The sequence below is a fragment of the Kribbella sp. WER1 genome (assembly GCF_054189145.1).
The window spans coordinates 19,964-36,697 of sequence record NZ_CM135186.1 but is presented as its reverse complement, the minus strand read 5'-3'; the positions used below and the strand labels follow the sequence as shown (position 1 = coordinate 36,697).

18 protein-coding genes and 1 riboswitch are annotated in these 16,734 nt (G+C 69.8%); of the genes, 3 read left to right on the top strand and 15 right to left on the bottom strand.

Features of this window, described 5'->3' with window-relative positions; all coding sequences use genetic code 11:
• Positions 1-30: 30 nt before the first annotated feature.
• The 11 genes from der to dop all read right to left on the bottom strand — a co-directional run bounded on the left by der (position 31) and on the right by dop (position 9,454).
• Positions 31-1,398, bottom strand: coding sequence for a ribosome biogenesis GTPase Der (gene der, locus ACXJJ3_RS00170; RefSeq protein WP_458167716.1), 1,368 nt, complete (start codon positions 1,396-1,398; stop codon positions 31-33).
• Positions 1,395-2,120 carry a lysophospholipid acyltransferase family protein gene (locus tag ACXJJ3_RS00165; protein WP_458167715.1) on the bottom strand — a complete coding sequence of 242 codons (726 nt, stop codon included), beginning with the start codon at positions 2,118-2,120 and terminating at the stop codon, positions 1,395-1,397. The genes der and ACXJJ3_RS00165 overlap by 4 nt, the downstream gene beginning before the upstream one ends.
• Positions 2,117-2,797, bottom strand: a complete 681-nt coding sequence (cmk, locus tag ACXJJ3_RS00160) for a (d)CMP kinase (protein WP_458167714.1) — start codon at positions 2,795-2,797, stop codon at positions 2,117-2,119. Before cmk ends, ACXJJ3_RS00165 begins: the two co-directional genes overlap by 4 nt.
• 31 nt (positions 2,798-2,828) lie before the next feature.
• Positions 2,829-3,893 carry a prephenate dehydrogenase gene (locus tag ACXJJ3_RS00155; protein WP_458167712.1) on the bottom strand — a complete coding sequence of 355 codons (1,065 nt, stop codon included), beginning with the start codon at positions 3,891-3,893 and terminating at the stop codon, positions 2,829-2,831.
• A complete protein-coding gene (gene aroH, locus ACXJJ3_RS00150; protein ID WP_458167710.1) occupies positions 3,890-4,258 on the bottom strand; it encodes a chorismate mutase in 369 nt (122 codons plus the stop codon). Before aroH ends, ACXJJ3_RS00155 begins: the two co-directional genes overlap by 4 nt.
• A 31-nt stretch (positions 4,259-4,289) precedes the next feature.
• Positions 4,290-5,150 (bottom strand): bifunctional 5,10-methylenetetrahydrofolate dehydrogenase/5,10-methenyltetrahydrofolate cyclohydrolase, encoded by an 861-nt coding sequence (locus tag ACXJJ3_RS00145; protein ID WP_458167709.1) that lies wholly within the window; start codon positions 5,148-5,150, stop codon positions 4,290-4,292.
• A gap of 21 nt (positions 5,151-5,171) precedes the next feature.
• Positions 5,172-5,257: riboswitch (ZMP/ZTP riboswitch) on the bottom strand.
• A 4-nt stretch (positions 5,258-5,261) separates the two neighbouring features.
• Positions 5,262-5,912 (bottom strand): NUDIX hydrolase, encoded by a 651-nt coding sequence (locus ACXJJ3_RS00140; RefSeq protein WP_458167707.1) that lies wholly within the window; start codon positions 5,910-5,912, stop codon positions 5,262-5,264.
• Positions 5,909-6,790 (bottom strand): proteasome subunit alpha, encoded by an 882-nt coding sequence (gene prcA / locus ACXJJ3_RS00135; RefSeq protein ID WP_458167706.1) that lies wholly within the window; start codon positions 6,788-6,790, stop codon positions 5,909-5,911. Before prcA ends, ACXJJ3_RS00140 begins: the two co-directional genes overlap by 4 nt.
• Before the next feature lie 25 nt (positions 6,791-6,815).
• A complete protein-coding gene (gene prcB / locus ACXJJ3_RS00130) occupies positions 6,816-7,658 on the bottom strand; it encodes a proteasome subunit beta (RefSeq protein ID WP_458167705.1) in 843 nt (280 codons plus the stop codon).
• An 8-nt stretch (positions 7,659-7,666) separates the two neighbouring features.
• Positions 7,667-7,876, bottom strand: a complete 210-nt coding sequence (locus ACXJJ3_RS00125; RefSeq protein WP_130448384.1) for a ubiquitin-like protein Pup — start codon at positions 7,874-7,876, stop codon at positions 7,667-7,669.
• A 57-nt stretch (positions 7,877-7,933) separates the two neighbouring features.
• A complete protein-coding gene (gene dop, locus ACXJJ3_RS00120; RefSeq protein WP_458167704.1) occupies positions 7,934-9,454 on the bottom strand; it encodes a depupylase/deamidase Dop in 1,521 nt (506 codons plus the stop codon).
• A 73-nt stretch (positions 9,455-9,527) separates the two neighbouring features.
• On the opposite strand from dop, the gene ACXJJ3_RS00115 reads away from it, so the two are divergent.
• Genes ACXJJ3_RS00115 through ACXJJ3_RS00105 form a run of 3 tightly spaced genes read left to right on the top strand, consistent with a single transcriptional unit; the run spans position 9,528 to position 12,184 of the window.
• Positions 9,528-10,766 carry a phosphotransferase gene (locus ACXJJ3_RS00115; protein WP_458167702.1) on the top strand — a complete coding sequence of 413 codons (1,239 nt, stop codon included), beginning with the start codon at positions 9,528-9,530 and terminating at the stop codon, positions 10,764-10,766.
• A 36-nt stretch (positions 10,767-10,802) separates the two neighbouring features.
• Positions 10,803-11,414, top strand: a complete 612-nt coding sequence (locus ACXJJ3_RS00110) for an RNA polymerase sigma factor (RefSeq protein WP_458167701.1) — start codon at positions 10,803-10,805, stop codon at positions 11,412-11,414.
• Entirely contained in the window at positions 11,411-12,184 is a 774-nt protein-coding gene (locus ACXJJ3_RS00105; RefSeq protein ID WP_458167700.1) for a hypothetical protein, read from the top strand. Before ACXJJ3_RS00110 ends, ACXJJ3_RS00105 begins: the two co-directional genes overlap by 4 nt.
• A gap of 6 nt (positions 12,185-12,190) precedes the next feature.
• Here the strand turns inward: ACXJJ3_RS00105 and ACXJJ3_RS00100 are convergent, their stop codons facing one another.
• From ACXJJ3_RS00100 to ACXJJ3_RS00085, 4 genes are all read right to left on the bottom strand, one after another.
• Entirely contained in the window at positions 12,191-12,538 is a 348-nt protein-coding gene (locus ACXJJ3_RS00100; RefSeq protein WP_458167699.1) for a hypothetical protein, read from the bottom strand.
• A gap of 143 nt (positions 12,539-12,681) precedes the next feature.
• Positions 12,682-14,427 carry a proteasome ATPase gene (gene arc / locus ACXJJ3_RS00095; RefSeq protein WP_458167698.1) on the bottom strand — a complete coding sequence of 582 codons (1,746 nt, stop codon included), beginning with the start codon at positions 14,425-14,427 and terminating at the stop codon, positions 12,682-12,684.
• Positions 14,428-14,571: 144 nt separating this feature from the next.
• Positions 14,572-15,534 carry a tRNA (adenine-N1)-methyltransferase gene (locus tag ACXJJ3_RS00090; RefSeq protein WP_458167697.1) on the bottom strand — a complete coding sequence of 321 codons (963 nt, stop codon included), beginning with the start codon at positions 15,532-15,534 and terminating at the stop codon, positions 14,572-14,574.
• Positions 15,535-15,574: 40 nt separating this feature from the next.
• Entirely contained in the window at positions 15,575-16,729 is a 1,155-nt protein-coding gene (locus ACXJJ3_RS00085) for a M50 family metallopeptidase (protein WP_458167696.1), read from the bottom strand.
• Positions 16,730-16,734: the final 5 nt, after the last annotated feature.

The window sequence follows — 16,734 nt, the reverse complement described above, 5'->3', positions numbered from 1 at the left end:
ATCCGGACGGGTAGTTCTTACTGGGTCCGGTCAGCGTTTCTTGTTCTTCTGGCGGGCGCGGATCTGGACGTGTACCGGGCTGCCGACGAAGCCGAAGTCCTCGCGGAGGCGGCGTTCGATGAAGCGCTGGTACGACGCCTCGATCTGGCCGGAGGTGAAGATCGCGAAGGTCGGCGGCATCGTGGTCGCCTGGGTGCCGAACAGGATCTTCGGCTGCTTGCCGGAGCGCACCGGGTGCGGGTGCGCGGCCACCAGGCGGCCGAGGAACGCGTTCAGCTGGCCGGTCGGGACGCGGGTCTGCCAGCCGTCCAGCGCGGCCTCGATCGCCGGGACGAGCTTGTCCATGTGCCAGCCGGTGAGCGCACTGATGTTCACCCGCGGCGCCCAGCGGAACTGCACCAGGTCGCGGTCGATCTCCCGCTCCAGGTAGTACCTGCGCTCGTCGTCCATCAGGTCCCACTTGTTGTACGCGATCACGAGCGCCTTGCCGGCCTCCTCGACCGCGTTCATGATCCGCAGGTCCTGCTCGGTGATCGACTCCGACGAGTCGATCACCACCACGACGACCTCGGCCCGCTCGATCGCGGCGTTGGTCCGCAGCGAGGCGTAGTACTCGTGGCCGGTCGCGTTCTTCACCTTGCGCCGGATCCCGGCCGTGTCGATGAACCGGTACTCCGTGCCGCTCAGCGTGATCAGCTCGTCGACCGGGTCCACCGTCGTACCGGCGACGTCGCTGACGACGACCCGGTCCTCCTTGGCGACCTTGTTCAGCAGCGAGGACTTGCCGACGTTCGGCTTGCCGACGATCGCCACCCGGCGCGGGCCACCGAGCTCGTCGTCGCGCTCGGCCGGCGCCTCGGGCAGCGCGGCCAGGATCGCGTCCAGCATGTCGCCGGTCCCGCGGCCGTGCATCGCCGAGATCGGGAACGGCTCGCCGATCCCGAGACCCCAGAGGTTCATCGCCTCGGCCTCGATGCGCTGGTCGTCGACCTTGTTCGCGGCCAGTACGACGGGCTTGCCGGACTTCCGCAGCACCCGGACGACGGCCTCGTCGGCGTCGGTGATGCCGACCACCGCGTCGACCACGAACAGCACCGCGTCCGCGGCGTTGATCGCGACCTCGGCCTGCGCCGCGACCAGGGCGGCCATCCCGACCGCGTCCGGGTCCCAGCCGCCGGTGTCGACGACCGTGAACTCGCGGCCGGACCAGTTGGCGTCGTACGACACCCGGTCGCGGGTGACGCCCGGGGTGTCCTCGACGACCGCCTCGCGGCGGCCGATGATGCGGTTGACCAGCGTGGACTTGCCCACGTTCGGCCGCCCGACGATCGCGAGGACCGGCAGCGGGCCGGCGTCGTCGCGCTCGTGCGTCGGTACTTCGGTGGGCAGGTCAGTCATTGGGGGTCCCTCTGGTCTCGCCAGCCCGGAAGTGGGTGGCCGGTTTCTTCGACGGCCGCCTTCACATGGGCGCGCAGCACGTCGCCGATGTGGTCGGCGACCGCCTGTACGTCGGAATGTCTCCTGGGAAAGGGTACGCGGTCGACCGTGAAGGGTTCGCCGTACACCACGTCGATCCGGCTTCCGGTCGGCGGATGACCCTCCACGCCGCCGTCCGGCAACCGCGTACCCATCAGCGCCACCGGCAGGATCGGCGCGCCGGTGACCATCGCCAGGTACGCCACCCCGCTCCGGATCCGGCCGAAGTCGCCCGGCCCACGGGTGCCCTCCGGGTAGATGTTCAGCACCCGGCCGTCCCGCAGTACCTGGACCGACCGGCGGACGGCGAGGACGTCGTACGCCGAGCGGTCGACCGGGATCTGCCCGATCCGCCGCAGGAACGCGCCCTGGAACCCGCCGAACACCTCGATCTTGCCGAGCTGGTGCAGCATCCGCGGCGCCATCGCGCCGAGCAGCGGGGCGTCCAGCAGGCTCAGGTGGTTCGGGGTCATCAGCAACGGACCGGTCAGCGGGAATCGGTCCTGGTGGTGGACGGTGAGGTTGTACTTCAGCCGGAAGTACGGCCTGGCGACCGCGCGCATCGGCAGCGCGAGCCGGTACGGCAGCGGCGGCAGATCGTCGGTCCGGGGCAGCTCCCGGTGCCCGGTGAGCTCCGCCGTCATAGCTCCCGGCCTTGAGGGACCGTCTCCTTGGCGAGTCGGCTGATCACGTCGATGACCTCCTCAAGCGTCAGGTCGGTGGAGTCGATGGTGACCGCACCGTCGGAGGCGACCTGGAACTCCGACACGGTCGAGTCGTCGGCATCCCGCCGGACGATCTGGTCCCGGAGCTCTGCCGCGGTCACAGACCCGGCCGCGAGCTCGGCGCCGCGGCGCGCCATCCGGGCGTCCTGGTCGGCGGTCAGCAGCACCTTCAGCTCGGCGTCGGTGGCGACCACGGTGGCGATGTCGCGGCCCTCGACGACGATCCCGCCGGTCTCCTGGGCGTCGTCGATGATCGCCCGCTGGCGCCGGATCAGCTCCGCGCGGACGTCCAGGTTGGTGGCGATCTTCGAGACCACCTCGCTGATCGCGGGCTCCCGGATCGCGGCGGTGATGTCGGTCCCGTCGGCGATCACGAACTGCCGCGACGGGTCGGTGCTGACCTCCAGCACGAGCTCCCGGGCACGCTGCGCGACCGCCGCCGTGTCGTCCAGGTCCAGCCCACGCTCGACCGCCGACCAGGTCACCGCGCGGTACGTCGCGCCGGTGTCCAGGTACCGCAGTCCGAGCCGGGTGGCCACTCCGCGGGCGGTGCTCGACTTACCGGAGCCGCTCGGCCCGTCCACAGCGATGATCATGCCCCGAAGATTACCGTCGCACAGGGACAGTTCAGGTGTGGACCACCCAGCCGCGGGTGCTGAGGGCCTCGACGAGTTGGTCGACCGAGGCGGGTTTGACGGCCAGTTCGACCTCGCCGACGGGGCGGCCGGGGCTGTGGTCGATGCGCAGGTCCTCGACGTTGGCGCCGGACTCGGCGGCGTCGGCGAACAGCTTCGCCAGCTGACCGGGGCGGTCCGGGATCGTCACCAGCACCGTGACCAGGTCGATGTGCGGAGCGCCGTGCTTGCCCGGGACCCGGATCGCGCCGGATACGCCCTGGCCGAGGATCGCGGTCAGCTCGTCGCCGGCCTCTTCCTTGCCGAGGGCAACGAGTAGCCGGTCGAGCTCGCCGCGGATCTGCTCCAGCAGGCCGGTCAGCGCCGTCGAGTTCGCGGACACGATCTGGGTCCACAGCCGTGGGTCGCCGGCCGCGATCCGGGTCACGTCGCGGACGCCTTGGCCGGACAGTTCCAGGTGCGAGGACGGCGCGTCGGCCAGCGTCCCGGCGGCCAGCGCGGACATCAGGTGCGGGAGGTGGGAGACGCGCGCGACGCCGAGGTCGTGGTCCGCCACCGACATCTCGACGGTACGAGCACCGCACGCCTCGGCCAGCCGCCGTACCAGATCCACGGCGTCCGGGTCGCTGGTGCCGTGCGGGGTGACGGCCCAGGTGGCGCCGTCGAACAGGTCGGCGCGCGCGGCCAGCGGGCCGTTGCGTTCGGAGCCGGCCATCGGGTGACTTCCGACGTACCGGCTGACGTCCGGCACCAGGCTGCGCGCGTCCGCGAGCGGCTTGCTCTTCACGCTCGCCGCGTCCGTCACCACCGCGGTGGTCTGCTGCAACTGCTCGGCGACGACCGCTCCGACGTGATCCGGCGGTACGGCGACCACGACCAGCTGCGGCTCGATCTGCACGGCCCGCGAACCGGCGCCGATCCGCTCGGCCATCAACGCGTTGTCCGGGTTGCCGTCGACGAGCTCCACGACGACGCCGAGCCGCGCCAGCGCGAGCCCGATCGACGTCCCGATCAAGCCCGTCCCGACGATCCGCACGGGACCACGCAGCTCGGTCACTGGGCGCCGGTCAGGTCTGGGCGGAGGGCGACCGCGCCGTGCAGGTACACGTGCTGGATCTTGTCCCGCGAGCGCGGCGTCTCGGTGTGCACCATCAGCCGGACGACCCGCGGCAGCGCGTGCGGCACCGGGATCTCCTGCATGCACATCAGCGGTACGTCGGTCAGCCCGATCTGGCGGCCGGCGACCGCCGGGAACTCCGAGCGGAGGTCCGACGTGACGGTGAACAGGATGCTGATCAGATCCTCGTTCTCCAGATCGTTCGCCTCCAGGACCGCCTTCACCAGCTCCGCGGTCCGCTCGAGCAGATGCTCGCGCTCGTCCACGTCCAGCTGGGTGGCACCCCGGATCGCGCGTACCGGCACGTCGTTCCTCCTCGTTCGTCTGCCCCAAAGACTAGTTCAGCGTAGTCAAGGCGTGGACAGCCGTCTCAGCGGCGTCGACCGTCTGCTCCAGCAGCAGCGCGATCGTCATCGGCCCGACCCCGCCCGGCACCGGCGTGATCAGCCGCGCCACCTCGGCCGCCTCGACGAAGTGCACGTCGCCGACGTTGCCCTCGTTGTACCCGGCGTCGACGACCACCGCGCCCGGCTTCAGCCAGTCGCCGCGGACGAAGTTCGCCTTGCCGACCGCGGCGATCACCACGTCGGCGGTCCGGACCAGGTCCGGGAGGTCGCGGGTCCGGGAGTGCGCGTACGTGACCGTCGCGTTCGATGCCAGCAGCAACATGCCGGCCGGCTTCCCGAGGATCGGGCTGCGGCCGATCACCACCGCATGCGCGCCTTCCAGCGGTACGTCGTACGCCGCCAGCAACCGCATGATCCCGCCGGGCGTCGCGGACCGGAAGCCGGGATCGCCGAACGCCATCGCCGCGAACGACCGCATCGTGACGCCGTCGACGTCCTTGCCCGGGTCGATCGCCTCGAACGCGGCTCGCTCGTCGATCTGCGCCGGCACCGGATGCTGCAGCAGGATCCCGTGCACCGCCGGGTCCTCGGACAGCTTGGTGATCTCCGCGACCAGCTCCTGGGTGCTCGTCGAGGCCGGCAGCACGACGCTGCGGGACGCGATACCCGCCTTCTTCGACCGGTTCTGCTTCATCCGCACGTACGTCGCGGACGCCGGGTCGTCGCCGACCAGGACGGTCGCCAGGCACGGCTGGACGCCGTACTTCTCCTGCAGGACGGCCGCCCGCTCCGCCGCCTTCGCCACCATCTCGGCGGCGAGGTCGGTACCGATCATCAGCTCAGCACTCATGCGCGCACACTCCTCTGAGTTCGAAGGTGCCCAGGCGCGCGGCGAAGCCGGATGGCAGACCGTTCCCCGGTGGTTCGTCCACCTCAACGCCAGTCGCGGTCCGCCTCGAGTCTAGAGCAGGCCGGCGTGGTCCAGCGCCAGGTAGGCGGCGTCGATGCCGGTCATCGCGCCCGGGTTGCGCAGCTCGGCGCGGAATGCGTCGACGGTGAGCTCGACCGGTACGCAGTCCTCGGCCTCGTCCAGCTGCTGCTTGCCGTCGGGGCGGCAGCCGCGGGCGATCGCGACGTACTTGCGGAAGGTCGAGGACGCACCGGACCACTGCCAGCCGACCACGTCGAGGGTCTCGCAGGTGTACCCGGTCTCTTCCTCGAGCTCGCGCGCACCGGCCGCCGCCACGTCCTCGCCGGGCTCGACGAGACCGCCCGGGAGGTTGGTCACGACGGTGTCCGGGCCGGCGCGGAACATCCGGATCGTCACGATCCGCCCGTCCGGCGTCAACGGCAGCACCGTCACCCCGGCGTCCACGCCCGCCTCACGGCCGGAGACGTCCCACTCGATCTCCCGCCCGTCCGGCATCCGGTACCGCCGCAGCCGCACCGACAGGAACCGCTCGAACCCGACCTCCTCCCCCAACAACTCCCACGGCGCCGGATCCCCCACCACCGTGTCGGTGGGTGACGTGTGGGTGGTGGGGTTTGGGGGGTGAGACGGCTCAGCCGCCACGTTGGTCGTGGCGGCTGAGTTGTCGATCTGGTCCGTCACAGCGGACGGTTGTCGTCGGGGTCTTCCGGCGGGGCGACCGGGGCGTCGTCATCGTCGGACGGCGGCGCGACCGGCGTCTCCGCGGACGTGCTCCCGGCGGACGTGGTCTCGGCGGAGGTTGTGTCCTCGGACTTCGCCGCGGTCTCCTCGTCGCCATCCGTCGAATCGTCGGAGTCCGGGTGGGACTCCGAGAGGATGGTTTCCAGCGTCGCCTCGGAGATGCGCTTGAACTTGCGGACCTGCGACCTGGTCCGGTCCAGCACCGCGACCTCGAGCTGGTCCGGTGTCAGCTGCCGGACCTCGGTGCCGTCGTGGCCGAGGGCATCCACCGCGAGCCGGAGCGCGCCGGCCAGCGAGATCCCCTCCTGGTAGTGCTCGCCGACATAGTCAGCGACCTGGTCTGCCGGGCCGCCCATCACGGCGTACCCCTGGACGTCGGCGATCGAGCCGTCGTACGTGAGCCGGTAGATCTGGTCGTCGGACGCACCCGCGCCGACCTCGGCGACCAGGATCTCCACCTCGAGCGGCTTCTCGCCGCCGGAGGAGAAGATCGCGCCGAGCGTCTGCGCGTACGCGTTCGCGAGCGCGCGGCCGGTCACGTCGCGCCGGTCGTAGGAGTACCCACGCATGTCGGCGAGCCGGACGCCGGCGATCCGCAGGTTCTCGAACTCGTTGTACCGGCCGACGGCGGCGAACGCCATCCGGTCGTAGATCTCGGCCACCTTGTGCAGCGCGGGCGACCGGTTCTCCGCGACGAACAGGATGCCGTCGGCGTACTGCAGCGCGATCGCGCTGCGGCCCTTGGCGATGCCTTTCCGGGCGAAGTCCGCCCGGTCCCGCATCAGCTGCTCGGGCGAGACGTAGAAGGGAACGCTCATCGAGTCCTCTGTCAGTTCAGGGTGGTCAGGTCAGGGACGGAGCGGCAGGACCGTCGGGACGCCGGTGGCGCTGCTCCCAGGCCGCGTCGACCAGGGAGGCCACCTCGTCCTCGGGCAGCCGCCGGTAACCGTCCGCGGTGACCACGCCGACCACCGGGAAGATCCGCCGCAGCATGTCCGGCCCGCCGGTCGCCGAGTCGTCGTCGGCCGCGTCGATCAGGGACTGGATCGTCACCGTCACGCAGTCGATCTCGGACAAGTCCGGCCGGTAGAGCTTCTTCAGCGCGCCGCGGGCGAACAGCGAGCCCGAGCCGACGCTGTGGAAGTGGGTCTCCTCGTACCGCCCGCCGGTCGGGTCGTAGGAGAAGATCCGGCCGCCCTTGATGTCCTCGTCGTACCCGGCGAACAGCGGCACCACGGTGAGGCCCTGCATCGCCATCGGCAGGTTGCCGCGGATCAGCGCGCTCAACCGGTTCGCCTTGCCGTCCAGGCTCAGCGTCGCGCCTTCGAGCTTCTCGTAGTGCTCCAGCTCGACCTGGAACAACCGGACCATCTCGATCCCGAAACCGGCCGAGCCGGCGAAGGCGACCACCGAGTACTCGTCGGCCGGGAACACCTTCTCGATGTCACGCTGGGCGATGATGTTGCCCATCGTGGCCCGCCGGTCGCCGGCCATCACGACACCACCGGGGAAGGTGGCTGCGACGATCGTCGTACCGTGCGGGACTTCGCTGGACAGGTCGCCCTGTCCGAGCGACCGGCGTCCGGGCAACAGGTCGGGCGCGTGCCCGGCCAGGAAGTCCATGAACGACGAGCCGCCCGGGGTCAGGAAGGCTTCCGGCAGCCGGCCGGAGGCATCAGATGTCATCGAGCGGTTCACTCCCCACCCTTTTGCACGAATCCGCGGACGAACTCCTCGGCGTTCTCCTCCAGGACCTCGTCGATCTCGTCCAGGATCGAGTCGACGTCCTCGTCGAGCCGTTCTTTCCGCTCCTGGACGTCCTCCGACGCCTCGACCTGCTCGACCTCTTCCTCGGTCGACGAACGCTTCGGCTGCTTGTGCTGCTGACCGCCGTCCTTCGCCATATGGCCACCTCCTAGAACCGCTGGGGAGATCGCCCAAATCGACCTCCACTAGCGACCCTACCCGGCCGCACCCCCAGTAATGGTGCGAACCAGGTCACTGGCGGTGTCGCATTGGTCAAGAAGTGCCCCGACATGCGCCTTCGTGCCCCGCAACGGGTCCAGAGTAGGGATCCGCTGCAACGATTCCTTCCCCGGCAGGTCGAAGATCACCGAGTCCCAGGAGGCGGCCGCGACCTGCGGCGCATACTGCTGCATGCAGCGGCCGCGGAAGTACGCCCGGGTGTCGGTCGGCGGGTGCGCGACCGCCATCCGGATCTCCTCGTCGGTGACGATCCGCTGCATCCGCCCGGACTTCACCAACTTGTAATAGAGACCCTTGTCCGGGCGCAGGTCGGCGTACTGCAGGTCGACCAGGTGCAGCTTCGAGTCGTCCCAGTCCAGCCCGTCGCGGTCGCGGTACGACTGGAGCAGCTTGTACTTCGCGACCCAGTCCAGTTGGTCCGACAACTTCATCGGGTCGATGGCGAGCTGGTCGAGGATCTGCTCCCAGCGGTGCAGCACGTCCTTGGTCTGCCGGTCCGCGTCGTCGCCGTACTTGTCCTCGACGTACTTCCGGGCCTGCTCCAGGTACTCCGTCTGCAGCTGGACGGCGGTGATCTTGCGGCCGTCCTTGAGCGTCAGCAGATGCGTGCACGTCGGGTCGTGGCTGACCTCGTGCAGCGCGGTCACCGGCCGGTCGACGCCGAGGTCGTCGGTCAGCCAGCCGTCCTCGATCATCGCCAGCACCAGCGACGTAGTGCCGACCTTGAGGTACGTCGAGATCTCGGACAGGTTCGCGTCGCCGATGATCACGTGCAGCCGGCGGTACCGGTCCGGGTTCGCGTGCGGCTCGTCGCGGGTGTTGATGATCGGCCGCTTCAGCGTGGTCTCCAGGCCGACCTCGACCTCGAAGTAGTCCGCGCGCTGGCTGAGCTGGAACCCGTGTGTGGCGCCGTCCTGGCCGATCCCGACCCGGCCGGCGCCGGTGACCACCTGACGGCTCACGAAGAACGGCGTCAGGTGCCGGACGATCGACGCGAACGGCGTGGACCGGCGCATCAGATAGTTCTCGTGGGCGCCGTACGACGCGCCCTTGTTGTCGACGTTGTTCTTGTAGAGGTTCAGCTGCGGGGCGCCGGGGATCAGCCGGGCCTGCCGCGCGCCCTCCATGATCACGAGCTCGCCGGCCTTGTCCCAGACCACGGCGTCGCGCGGGTTCGTGGTCTCGGGCGCGGAGTACTCCGGGTGGGCGTGGTCGACGTACAGCCGGGCGCCGTTGGTGAGGATCACGTTCGCCAGGCCGGTCTCCTCGTCGGTGAGCTGGCTGGAGTCGGCCACCTCCCGGCTGAGGTCGAACCCGCGCGCGTCCCGTAACGGGTGCTCCTCGTCGAAGTCCCACCGGGTCTTGCGCGCGAGCGGCTGCGTCTGGGCGTAGCCGTTCACCACCTGGCTCGAGGTCAGCATCGGGTTCGCCCCGGGCTGACCGGGCACCGAGATCCCGAACTCGGTCTCGGTACCCATGATCCGCCGAACACTCATGCAGTCGAGCCTACGCGGTACCGGCGACTTAAGTGGTTGCTGTGTCCACAGGGTTACATGTGAGACTGCGCAAATGAACGGCGCGGTGGACGAGCTGGTGGCGCTGCTGGACGACGACAACCGGGTGGTCGGCTCGGCGCCGCGGTCGGTGATGCGCCGCGACAACCTGCGGCATTCGGCGACCGGCGTACTCGTCCGGAATCCGGCCGGTGACATCTACGTGCACCGGCGGACGCCCACCAAGGACGTCTACCCGAGCCGGTACGACTTCGCCGCGGGCGGTGTGGTCGCGGCGGGCGAGGAGCCGTTCGACGCCGTCGTACGGGAGCTCGACGAGGAGCTCGGTATCTCCGGCGCCGAGCTGGTGCGGCTGCCGGAGGGCGACTACGCGGACGAGAACACGCGGTACCACGCCTACCTCTACACGTGCGTCTGGGACGGCCCGGTGCGGCATCAGCCGGAAGAGGTCGCGTGGGGCGCGTGGATGTCGCCTGCGGAGCTGGTGGCCAAGTTCGACGAGTGGGAGTTCATGCCGGACACCGTCGGCCTGCTGGGCGCGTACATCCGGAGCCTGCTGATCGACGAGGGCTGGGACAGTCGCGCCTGGATCGACGGCCCGTGGCTGCATCGTGTTGCACGACGCCCTGAGGTCGGTCCACGACTCGCCGCCGAGACCACGCTCCTCCCCTGGCTCGCGCCGAAGCTCCCGCTGCCCGTACCGGTACCTGAGCCGACAGCGGACGGCGTCCGGCACCTGCTGATCCTCGGCGAACCGCTCGCGGGCGGGGACGAGGCGACCGGACGGGCGCTGGGCGGCTTCCTGAAGGCCTTGCACAGCGTCGACCCCGAGGAGGCCGTGGCACACGGCGCACTCGACGCAGCGACCGCTACAGCCGCGAAGACGGCCGAACTGGCGCAGTTCCGGCAACAGATCCTGCCGCGTCTCCCGGTCGACCTACAGGATCAGGCCGGGCAGCTCCTGGATCGGGTCGCAGAGGTCCGGACCTCCTTGGTGCACTGCGACTTCGGCCCCGAGCACATCCTCGCCCTCGACGGACGGATCACCGGCGTCATCGACTGGACCGACGCCGTCATCGGAGACCCGGCCCTCGACCTCTGCTGGCCGCTCAACGGCGCACCGGCGCCCGTCGCCGCCGGAGTGCGCGAGGTCTACCGGCCGACCCCCGAACTGGTCGAGCGTTCGAAGGACTGGGCGCGCCTTTCCCCTTGGTACGGCGTTCACCGCGGCCTGCTCCTCGACCTGCCTGCCGACGTGGAGAGCGGGCTGGTGGAGATCATCGCCGCAATGTGATGCAACCTTTCACGTGCCGACCGGTCATCTACTGATGTGAACCGGATTCCTGCCGACGAGCCGGCGCAGGTGACGGACGTTTCCGACCACGAACTGTGGGAGCGGTTACGTCAGGGTGATGCGCTGGCGCTGGGTGAGTTGTTCGACCGCCACGCGGACGCGGTGAACGCCTTCGCGTTCCGCCGTACCGCCTCCTGGACCTCGGCCGAGGAGGTGGTACAGGCCACGTTCGTCAGCGTCTGGCGGCGGTTCGAACGCAACCCACCCGGCCCGCTGACGGCTCCCTCGGCCCGCGGATACCTCTTAGTGGTGGCCGGGAACGAATGCCGTACGGCGGCGCGTGCCGCGGCCAGGTTCCGGCGACTCGTCGACCGGTTGCCGGAGCCGGCGCCCGATCCGGACCACGCGGCGGAGGTGGCCCGGCGGCTCGACGACGAGCGGCAGATGTCCGCCGTACGGCGGGTGGTCGCCCGGCTGCCCCGGCACGAACGGGAGACGTTGGAGCTGGTCGTCTGGTCGGGGCTCACGCAGACGGAGGCCGCGGCGGCACTCGGCGTACCCCTCGGCACCGTGAAAGCTCGCCTGCACCGCACTCGTCGGCGGTTCCCGGATCTGATCAGAAACGCCGAACTCGAGGAGCTCTCATGACCACCAAGCTCGACCCACCCACGGTTCCACCTCTGCCGGCCGCTCAGCGCGCTCGCCTCCGCAACCAGGTCATGGCGAAGACCGAGCGGAAGACCGCACGACGACGCTGGCTCGCACCACTCGTCGCGACGGCCGCGGTCTCGGCGGTGGTCGCAGGCAGTCTGGTGTTCCTGCAGCGGCCATCGGACGGCGGTGACCCAGCGGTTGCCGGCCCGAGCGCCTCCCCGTCGATCGGCCCCGTCGGAGTCGACTACGGCCCGGTCTCTCAGGCAGCCGCGGCGGCCGCTGCTGAAGACTGTCATGTCCCGGGCGCTGGGCCGAAGCCCCTGCAGGTCCTGTGGGCCCGCCGCGTCGAGGGGACCAAGCCGGGCAGCAGCCTGATCACGCTGATCGTGCGCGGCGCGGAGAGTAACGGCGGCGACTTCTCGCAGGGCGTCGCGGTCTGCCAGCCGGGGATCGGTGTCTTCATGGTTCAGGACGTGTACTGGACGAGGCAGCCGACCAGGGCACAGGGAGCGACGCCCGTCGTGAGCAACAGCTGGACCGACGCGAAGATCACGACGTACCGGCAGTGGTGGCGGATCTACCGTGTTCGGCCTGAGATCGTCCGGATCGAGTCGCGGTTCGCGGGCGGTCCCTGGGTACGCGGCGTGGTCGCCGACGGCTTCGCCTATACCGACACCCGCTCTCCGTCCAGCCAGGCACGCCTGACCGAGCAGGTACGGGCGTACGACGCCCAGGGCCGGCCGGTCCCGATCCAGCTGAACTAGCGCACCTCAGCGGCGGCGGGCCATGGTGCGTGCGAGGTTGATGCCGACGAGGCCGAGCCAGCAGATCAGTACGCCGGACTTGCCCATCATGTTGGCCGCGATCGCGGTGATCGGGATCGCGGCGACGATCGAGATGATCGCCAGCGCCAGCCCGCCCGGGTCGGTCTCGCGGCTCGGGGCCTTGACCGGCCGGCCCGGTACCGGCTCGGGCAGCAGCCCTGCCCGGCGCTGCAGGTCGCGCCGGTCCAGCTTGTCGAGGAAGCCGTCGATGATCTCGGCCTCGTACTCCGGGCCGAGCTCCTGCCGCGCCGCCACCGCCGCCCGCAGGTCCTTGCGCAGATCGTCCGTCGCCATAGCAGCAAGGTACGACCGCCGCGGCACCCCTCCAATGGGGGAAACCCCCGGATCGCACCGGGGGTTACCTCCACCCCAGCCGGTCACCGGAACGCGAAACCGCCCCCGCGACGAGACGGTCGCGGGGGCGGTTCGGTGGTTCTTTACAGGTACTGCCCGGTGTTGGTCGCGGTGTCGATCGACCGGCCCGGCTCGGTGCCCTGCTTGCCGGAGATGAGCGTCCGGATGTAGACGATCCGCTCGCCCTTCTTGCCGGAGATGCGGGCCCAGTCGTCCGGGTTGGTGGTGTTCGGCAGGTCCTCGTTCTCCTTGAACTCGTCCACGCAGGCCTGCAGCAGGTGCTGCACCCGCAGGCCCTTCTGGTTCTCGTCGAGGAACGCCTTGATCGCCATCTTCTTCGCCCGGTCGACGATGTTCTGAATCATCGCGCCGGAGTTGAAGTCCTTGAAGTACAGGACCTCCTTGTCACCGTTCGCGTAGGTGACCTCGAGGAACCGGTTCTCGTCGGCCTCGGTGTACATCCGCTCGACGGTGCGCTGGATCATCCCGTCCACGCACGCCTGCTTGTCGCCACCGAACTCGCTCAGGTCGTCGGTGTGCAGCGGCAGCCCACTGGTCAGGTACTTCGAGAAGATGTCCCGGGCCGCTTCGGCGTCCGGACGCTCGATCTTGATCTTCACGTCCAGCCGGCCGGGCCGCAGGATCGCCGGGTCGATCATGTCCTCACGGTTCGAGGCGCCGATCACGAGGACGTTCTCCAGGCCCTCGACACCGTCGATCTCGCTGAGCAGCTGCGGGACGATGGTGTTCTCGACGTCGGAGGAGACACCGGAGCCGCGGGTGCGGAACAGCGAGTCCATCTCGTCGAAGAACACGATCACCGGCATCCCCTCGGACGCCTTCTCGCGGGCCCGCTGGAAGACCAGGCGGATATGCCGCTCGGTCTCACCGACGTACTTGTTCAGCAGCTCGGGGCCCTTGATGTTCAGGAAGAACGACTTCTGCTCCGCAACCCCGGTGCGCTCGGCGACCTTCTTGGCCAGCGAGTTCGCCACCGCCTTCGCGATCAGCGTCTTGCCGCAGCCGGGCGGGCCGTAGAGCAGCACGCCCTTCGGTGGCTTCAGCTCGTGCTCCAGGAACAGGTCCTTGTGCAGGTACGGCAGCTCGACCGCGTCCCGGATCTGCTCGATCTGGCCGGTCAGGCCACCGATCTGGGTGTAGTCGATGTCCGGGACCTCTTCGAGCACCAGCTCCTCGACCTCGGACTTCGGGATCTTCTCGTAGACGTAGCCGGAGCGGGGCTCCAGCAGCAGGGAGTCGCCGGAGCGCAGCGGGACGTCGAGCAGCGGCGACGCGAGCCGCACCACCCGCTCCTCGTCCGCCTGCGCGATCACCAGCGCCCGCTCACCGTCGGCGAGCAGCTCCTTGAGCATCACCACGTCGCCGACGACCTCGTACTCGCAGGCCTCGACCACGTTGAGTGCTTCGTTCAGCATCAGTTCCTGGCCGAGCTTGAGCTCGTCCAGGTCCACCGACGGGCTCGCCGCGACCCGGAGTTTCCGGCCGCCGGTGAACACGTCGAGCGTGTCGTCTTCGTTCCGTCCGAGGAAGGTGCCGAACCCGGACGGCGGTTGCGCCAGCCGGTCGACTTCCTCCTTCAGGGCGATGATCTTCTCTCGCGCCTCCCGCAGCGTGTCGGCCAGCCGCTCGTTCTGAGCGGTGACACTCGCCAAGGAGGCCTGGGTTTCGGACAGCCTGCTCTCGAGCGACCGGCTGTCCGCCGGGTGCTCGAGCAGCCGACGTCGCAACGCCGCGACCTCGGCCTCCAGGTACCGGACCTGGTTACGCAGTTCTGCCGCGGTAGGACTCTCGTCTCCAGCCACGATCATCACCTCACCATGTGGGGCTCGACCCTATGGACCTTACCCAGAAAACCTCGCCGAGCAAGCTGAATCCCATCACGTGTCGGTTGCGGATGGAGTCGCCCGGTAGGGGGAATCCCATCATGGTCCGGTCGCGGATGTGCGGGTTGCCTACGGCATGTCGCCGGAAGTTTGCGCCGGCTGTCCGGCCGGTGCTTCGGCGCCGGGCTCCGCGCGCCGCGGGCCGGCGTAGTCGTCGCCGTACGCGCCCGGTGCCGGACGGCGTTTCTTCCGCGGCGCCTGGACGCCGTGCGCCATCCTCCGGGCGGTCACGAGGAACGCCGTGTGCCCCTGCATCCGGTGCCCTGGACGTACGGCGAGACCCTCTACGTGCCAGTCTCGCACGAGCGACTCCCACGCGCGCGGCTCCGTGAACTCGCCGTGGGCCCGGAGCGTCTCCACGAACCGGCTCAGCTGCGTCGTGGTGGCGACGTACGCGCAGAACACCCCACCGGGTGACAGCGCCTCGGCGACCACGTCGACGCACTCCCAGGGGGCCAGCATGTCCAGTACGACGCGGTCCACGTCCTGCTCGTCCAACTGCTCGACCAGGTCGCCCACCTCGAGCCGCCAGGCCGGGTGCTCGCCGCCGAAGAAGTCCGTGACGTTCTTCCGCGCGACCTTGGCGAAGTCCTCCCGGCGCTCGAACGAGATCACCTGCCCGTGGATGCCGACCGCGCGGAGCAGCGCCGTGGTCAGCGCGCCGGAGCCGGCGCCCGCCTCGACCACCTTGGCGCCCGGGAAGATGTCGGCCATCGTGACGATCTGCGCGGTGTCCTTCGGGTAGATCACCGCGGCACCGCGCGGCATCGACACCGAGTAGTCGGCCATCAGCGGGCGCAGCGCCAGGTACTCCACGTTGCCCTTGGAGCGGATCGTGACCGCGTCCGGGCCGTCGATCAGGTCGTCGTGCGCGATCCCGCCCTTGGTGGTGTGGAAGACCTTGCCGCGCTCCAGCTTCACCGAGTGCCGGCGGCCCTTCGAGTCCTGCAGGGTGATCCATTCGCCCTCCTGCAGCGGTCCGTGGTGGACGCCGGAGAACGCCTGGTCGGGAAAGTCACGCAAGTCAGCCATAAGGCGCTCACCTTAACTTTCGGTCACCGGAACTCCGTAATCAGCGGGCCCGGAACGCCCGCTCGACATCGGCGGTCGCGAGGACGCCGTACACGCCGCCGGCGGCGTCCAGGACCAGGTACTCCGAGGCGGGGTGCTCGCGCAGTGTGGCGAGGATCTCCTCGCCGGTGTCGTTCACACCGATGATGTGGCCCGCGCCGATCCGGGTGGAAACCTCGCTGACCGTGGTCCACGGGCGCTGGTTCGGGGCCACCGCGGCGACCGCGGACTCCGACACCAGCGCATGCGGCTTGCCGTCGCCGTCGATCACCACGACCGCGCCGGCCTGGGACTGCCCGGCCATCCGGACGGCCTCGGACAGCGGCGTACCGGAATGGACCGCGATCGCGCGGCGGGCCAGGGTCCGGACCTGGAGGGCGGGCAGTTTGCGCCGCAGCCGGGCCTGCATCAGCGACGCGGTGGACCCGGACCAGAGGAAGAACCCGATCAGCAGCGCGATCACGAAGTCGATGATCGACGGCTGCCAGCCCCAGAGCTCCTCCGCGATCACCGGGCCGGCCAGCACCAGGATCGCGAGCCCGCGACCGGCCCAGGCGGCCGCGACCGTACCGGTGTGCATGTTGCCGGTGATCTTCCAGACGATCGCGCGCAGCACCCAGCCGCCGTCCAGCGGCAGCCCGGGGAGCAGGTTCGTGACGCCGACGATCAGGTTCGCGATGCCGAGCTCCCAGAGCGCGACGTACCCGACGCCCTCGTCGAACGCGCGGGACGCGAAGTACGCCAGGCCGCCGACCAGCAGCGACGCGATCGGGCCGACGACCGAGACCGCGAACTCCTCCAGCGGCGACTTCCGCTCGCCCTCGATGTGGGTACCGGCCGCGAAGAAGCCGAGGTTGATCTCGGTGACCCCGATCCCGAACCGCATCGCCATCAGCGCGTGCGCGAGCTCGTGCACCAGGATCGAGAACGTGAACGCGACGACGAACGCGAAGGCCGCGACGTACCGCCAGCCGCCGAGCGACGGGAACTGCTGGCCGATGATGGTCGCGAAGCCCAGCGCGAGCAGCATCGCCACCGGCAGCCAGGTGAACCGCATGGTCAGCCGGATCCCGCGGACACGGCCGAGCACCCACGTTCCCGGCGGCGGTGGGCCGGCCGGCTGGGCGGGGTTGTCGGGGTCGCGCGAGTCAGCCATCGAGG